The organism is Candidatus Hydrogenedentota bacterium (assembly GCA_018005585.1).
GTDB lineage: Bacteria > Hydrogenedentota > Hydrogenedentia > Hydrogenedentales > JAGMZX01 > JAGMZX01.
Map to the genome: position 1 here is coordinate 1 of JAGMZX010000260.1, position 4,411 is coordinate 4,411.

4 protein-coding genes are annotated in these 4,411 nt (G+C 64.2%); 1 reads left to right on the forward strand and 3 read right to left on the reverse strand.

All coding sequences use genetic code 11. The features are described 5' to 3' along the window. Positions 1-458: hypothetical protein (locus KA184_23390; protein MBP8132536.1), on the reverse strand; the 458-nt coding region annotated here is incomplete at its 3' end. A gap of 231 nt (positions 459-689) precedes the next feature. Further along, positions 690-2,066: a Gfo/Idh/MocA family oxidoreductase gene (locus tag KA184_23395; GenBank protein MBP8132537.1), complete on the reverse strand. Its 1,377-nt coding sequence runs from the start codon at positions 2,064-2,066 to the stop codon at positions 690-692. Between the two features lie 248 nt (positions 2,067-2,314). On the opposite strand from KA184_23395, the gene KA184_23400 reads away from it, so the two are divergent. After that, positions 2,315-3,841 (forward strand): twin-arginine translocation signal domain-containing protein, encoded by a 1,527-nt coding sequence (locus KA184_23400; GenBank protein ID MBP8132538.1) that lies wholly within the window; start codon positions 2,315-2,317, stop codon positions 3,839-3,841. Between the two features lie 97 nt (positions 3,842-3,938). On the opposite strand, the gene KA184_23405 is transcribed toward KA184_23400, so the two are convergent. Next, on the reverse strand, positions 3,939-4,079 hold the full coding sequence (locus tag KA184_23405) for a hypothetical protein (GenBank protein MBP8132539.1): 141 nt from the start codon (positions 4,077-4,079) through the stop codon (positions 3,939-3,941). Positions 4,080-4,411: the final 332 nt, after the last annotated feature.

Genomic DNA, 4,411 nt, shown 5'->3' on the forward strand with positions numbered 1-4,411 from the left:
GTTCCCGCGTCTTCGATGGCGCGATCGAAGGTCCGGCCGTGCACGAACTTCATGGTGTAGTAAGGGGTGCCGTCTTCCTGAAGGCCCAGTTCATATACGGGCACAATGGAGGGATGGGAGAGCTGCCCGGTAATGCACGCCTCCTGCAGGAAACGGCGGACCCTTTTCAGTTCGTGATGCCCGGCGCCAGGCAGCTCTCGCGTCGGCGCGTTCTGTTCCGCGCACGGAATCAGTTCCTTCATCGCGACTTCCCGCCCCAGAAAGCCGTCGCGGACAATCAGGACGCGCCCCATGCCACCCCGCGCATATTCCCCTTCACGGCAATAGCGCCCCGGCGCCTCGTTCGCTATCGGCAACGTGCGCAACACGTCTATCGCAGGCACTGCCGCCGCCGCCTCTCCTTCCTGAAAAAGTGCCGAATCCCCCAGTGTTGTACACGAGATACCCTTGCACTGCATCAGGTTGTACCTTCCCGCTCGAGACCCAGCCTCAGAAAAGGAGTGTCTTCCATTTGAAGAATAGGGGCTTTTGCCGCTCTTTTCAAGACAACGCCGTTCCGGGCATATTCCCCTTTCCGCGCGGCGAACCGGAATCCGTGAGCACCCCGTGACACCGGGGGTTCCACGACCACAGACAACGGAAGCCCCGGCCGGGGGACCGGGGCTTCCGCGTTGGCGTCTGCGGATGCGTCAGCAGGGCAGTTCCCAGCCGGCGCGGTATTCCTTGGTGAGCCACTTGTTCGCGGCCTGGTCGTTGGTGATGACGCCGTTGACGAAGTCGTATTCGATCTTCGCGCCGGCGAGCAAGGCGACGTTGCCCATGTTGGCCACTTCGGTGAGAGGCCCGGAGTAGTCGAAATGCGAGGAAGCGGGTTCGCCCGTCTTGATCGAGTAGATCCAGTTCTGGTACGAGTTCCCGTCCGGGATGCGCGGGATAATCTGCGGCGGGCGGGTGTAGTCTTTCATGCGCTCGTCGGGCAGCAGGCGCGATTCGCCGCCGTAGCAGCCGGAGGTCATGGCGCCGTCCGTTCCGATGAACAGCGACCCGTTGTCGTTGTCGCCGAGTTTCTGGCCTTCGGGCACGCCCGCGGGCCACGGAGGCATGATGCCGCCATCGTACCAGTAGACGTCCACTGGGCCCATGCCGGCGCGCGCGGGGAACTGGAACTTGATCACGCATTTGTTCGGCGGCGTCTGGCTGGTCATGCCTTCCTGCTGCAACACCTCACACGTGAACGACGGCGCATCGATCAGGCGCAGCGCCCAGAAAGCCGGGTCCATGATGTGGCAGGCCATGTCGCCGATGGCGCCGCAGCCGAAATCCCACCAGCCGCGCCATTTGAACGGCGCATAGCCCTCGTTGTACGGCCGGAACGGCGCCGCGCCGATCCACAGGTCCCAGTCTATCGTTTCGGGCACGGGCTGCTCAGGGAGCGGGTTGGCGATACCCTGCGGCCAGATGGGCCGGTTCGTCCAGATGTGCGCCTCCGTGACCTGGCCTATGGCGCCGGCCCAGACCATCTCGCACAACTCGCGCACGCCGTCGCCCGAGTGGCCCTGGTTGCCCATGGCGGTGATCACGCCGGTGTCGCGCGCGACCTGGCGCAGCAGGCGCGCCTCGGCGATCGTGTGCGTGAGCGGCTTCTGCACGCGCACGTGCTTGCCCATGTTCATGGCCATGTAGGCCGCGGGCGCGTGCGTGTGGTCCGGCGTCGAAATCGTGCATGCGTCAATCTGGTCGCCCATCTCCTCGAGCATCTTGCGGTAGTCTTTGTACTTCTTCGCATCCGGCAGCTTCACGAACGTTTCTTCCGCCTTCTTCCAGTCGCAGTCGGCCAGCGCGACGACGTTCTCGCTGCGGCAGTTCATGATGTCGCCCTGGCCCATGCCGCCTACGCCGATCCCGGCGATATTCAGTTTTTCATTCGGAGAGTGCTTCTTGGGCACCACGCGCGCCGTGTTGACGCGAACTTGCGCCGTGGCGCAGCCGCCCGCGAGTGTCGCAACCGCCGCGGTTGTCGTTGTTGCCGCAAGAAAGGCGCGCCGGGAGAGCGTGAGTTTGTCCATGACCGTTTCCTTCCTGTGATTGGGGGATGTTGCTTCCGCAGTCGCAAAACTATAAAACCCCGTGCAGCGCCGTGTCAAAACCCCGCGGGAGAAACCCGCTTGAACCTGGGCCGGGAACGGGGCAAGATGGGGTGAAGTAGAAAGAGCACGGGTAAGATGCCCGTGGCCAGAGGGTAATGCACGGGCAAGATGCCCGTGGTCAGAGGGTAATGCACGGGCAAGATGTCCGTGCCACGGGGAGCATAGCCATGTGCTGTCATTGCATGAACCGGCGGGAATTCCTGGGCGCATCGACCGCGCTTGTCGCGGGCGCGGCGCTGCTGGCGCCGGGCATCGCGCGCGCCGCGGGCGCAAGCGCCTGGGCGCAGGACCTGTGGGACCCGGACCGCCCGTTCAGCCTCGCGACGCGCCCGTTGCGCGTGCAACCGGTGCTGCTGTACCGCCTGCCGCAGCGGCGCGAGATGGCCTCGTTCAAGTCGTGGGGCGGCGTTCAGACCGAAGCCGCGGTCGCCGAGGAATGCAACCGGGTCATGGCGGAATTGGCGGACGTGGCTGAACGGGCCGAATTTCCAGTGGAAGTGCTGCCGATCTTGCGCGCGACATCCGAAGAAGAAGCGGCGCGCGCGCGCGCCGTGGAAGCGGACACGGTCATCGCCTACCCTGCCACGGGTTCCGGCGCGATGCTCAACGCGGCAATCCCCGATCACGGCGGCATGGTTTTCGTGCGGCACCGGTCCGGGCCCGTGTATTACTGGTACGAAGCGCTCAGCGTGCGGTATCTGCGCAAGGACGGCGAGCCCGCGGACAGCGGCAAGCGCCTTTCCGTGCATGACGTGATTGTGGACGACACGGACGAACTGCTCTGGCGCCTGCGCGCGCTCCACGGCGTGAAGAATTTCCTCGGCGCGCGGATCGTCGCGCTCGGCGGCGCGGCGGGCAAATACGCGGGCGAAGCGCCGGATGTGGCCCGCGACAGGTTCAAACTGGATATCGTCGAGGTCTCGTACGACGCATTCGGGCCGCGCATCGAGGCCGCGCTGGCGGACCCGGCCTGCATCCAACGCGCGGAACAGTGGGCTGACCGCTACCTCGCCATCCCGAACACCACGCTGGAGACGGAACGGCCCTTTGTCGTGAACGCCTTCGTGCTCTACGGCCTGTTTCGCGATCTCATGCGCGAGCACGACGCGCAGTTGTTCACGATCAAGGAGTGCATGAGCACGATACTGCCGCTGTCGAAGACGACCGCCTGCCTTACGCTGGGTCTGCTGAACGATGAGGGCTTTGCCGCGTTCTGCGAGTCGGACTTCGTCATTATCCCCGCGGGCATTCTCTTGCGCTACATCTCCGGCAGGCCCGTGTTCCTCCACAATTCCACGTTCCCGCACAAGGCCCTGATTACCTGCGCCCACTGCACCGGCCCCCGCCGCATGGACGGCGCCCGCTACGACCCCGTGCGCCTGCTGACGCACTACGAATCCGAGTACGGGGCCGCGCCGAAGGTCGAAATGCCCGTGGGCCAGGAAGTGAGCTTCATCGACCCAGAGTACGCGGCCTGCCGCTGGCTCGGCATCAAGGGCACGGTCGAGAGCAACCCCTTCTACGAGATTTGCCGCTCGCAGCAGGACGTGCGGCTCCAGGGGAATTGGAAACAACTGCTCAACGAGGCGCGCGATTCGCACTGGGTCATGGTCTACGGCGACTACCTGCGCGAAGTGGGCTACGCCGCGCCGCGCATCGGCGTCACGTGGGAGGACCTATCGGAAACGGCGTAAGCCCGGCGCCGCATCGTCTACCGGCGTGAAAGGGACACGAAGGAAACAAGCCCCCCAACGCGATACACGCAGGCCGCATCACACGGCGTAACGCCGTTCAGATGGGGAAGTCGCTCTTGAACAAGGCGACGAGCGCAATGATCAGACGCAGAATGAACTCTTGACGAAACGTATTATTACCGTCCTGCGTGTCGCCGGTTTGCGCGTGTCCGAGCGATATGCGCCGCAGATGTTTCATGGACGCGGCGCTCAACCGTAGTGCTTCAGGACGCCGAACATCGAGCCGAGCAGCAACAACAAACCCGGCAGATTCTGGAACGTGATGTCGATGACTTGCGCCTCACGCACCGTGATCTTGCGCATGTGCTTCATGGCGTTTCTCTCCTCGTGCCTCAAGGCCTGCGTGAGTGTACTGATTATTCGTATCGCAGCGCAACCACGGGGTCCACGGTGGACGCTTTCATGGCGGGGTAGACGCCGAAGAACACGCCCACGGCCACGCTGAACGTAAAGGACAGCGTGGCGGACCACAGCGACATGCGTATGGGCAGCGTGGGGTACAGTTCGCCC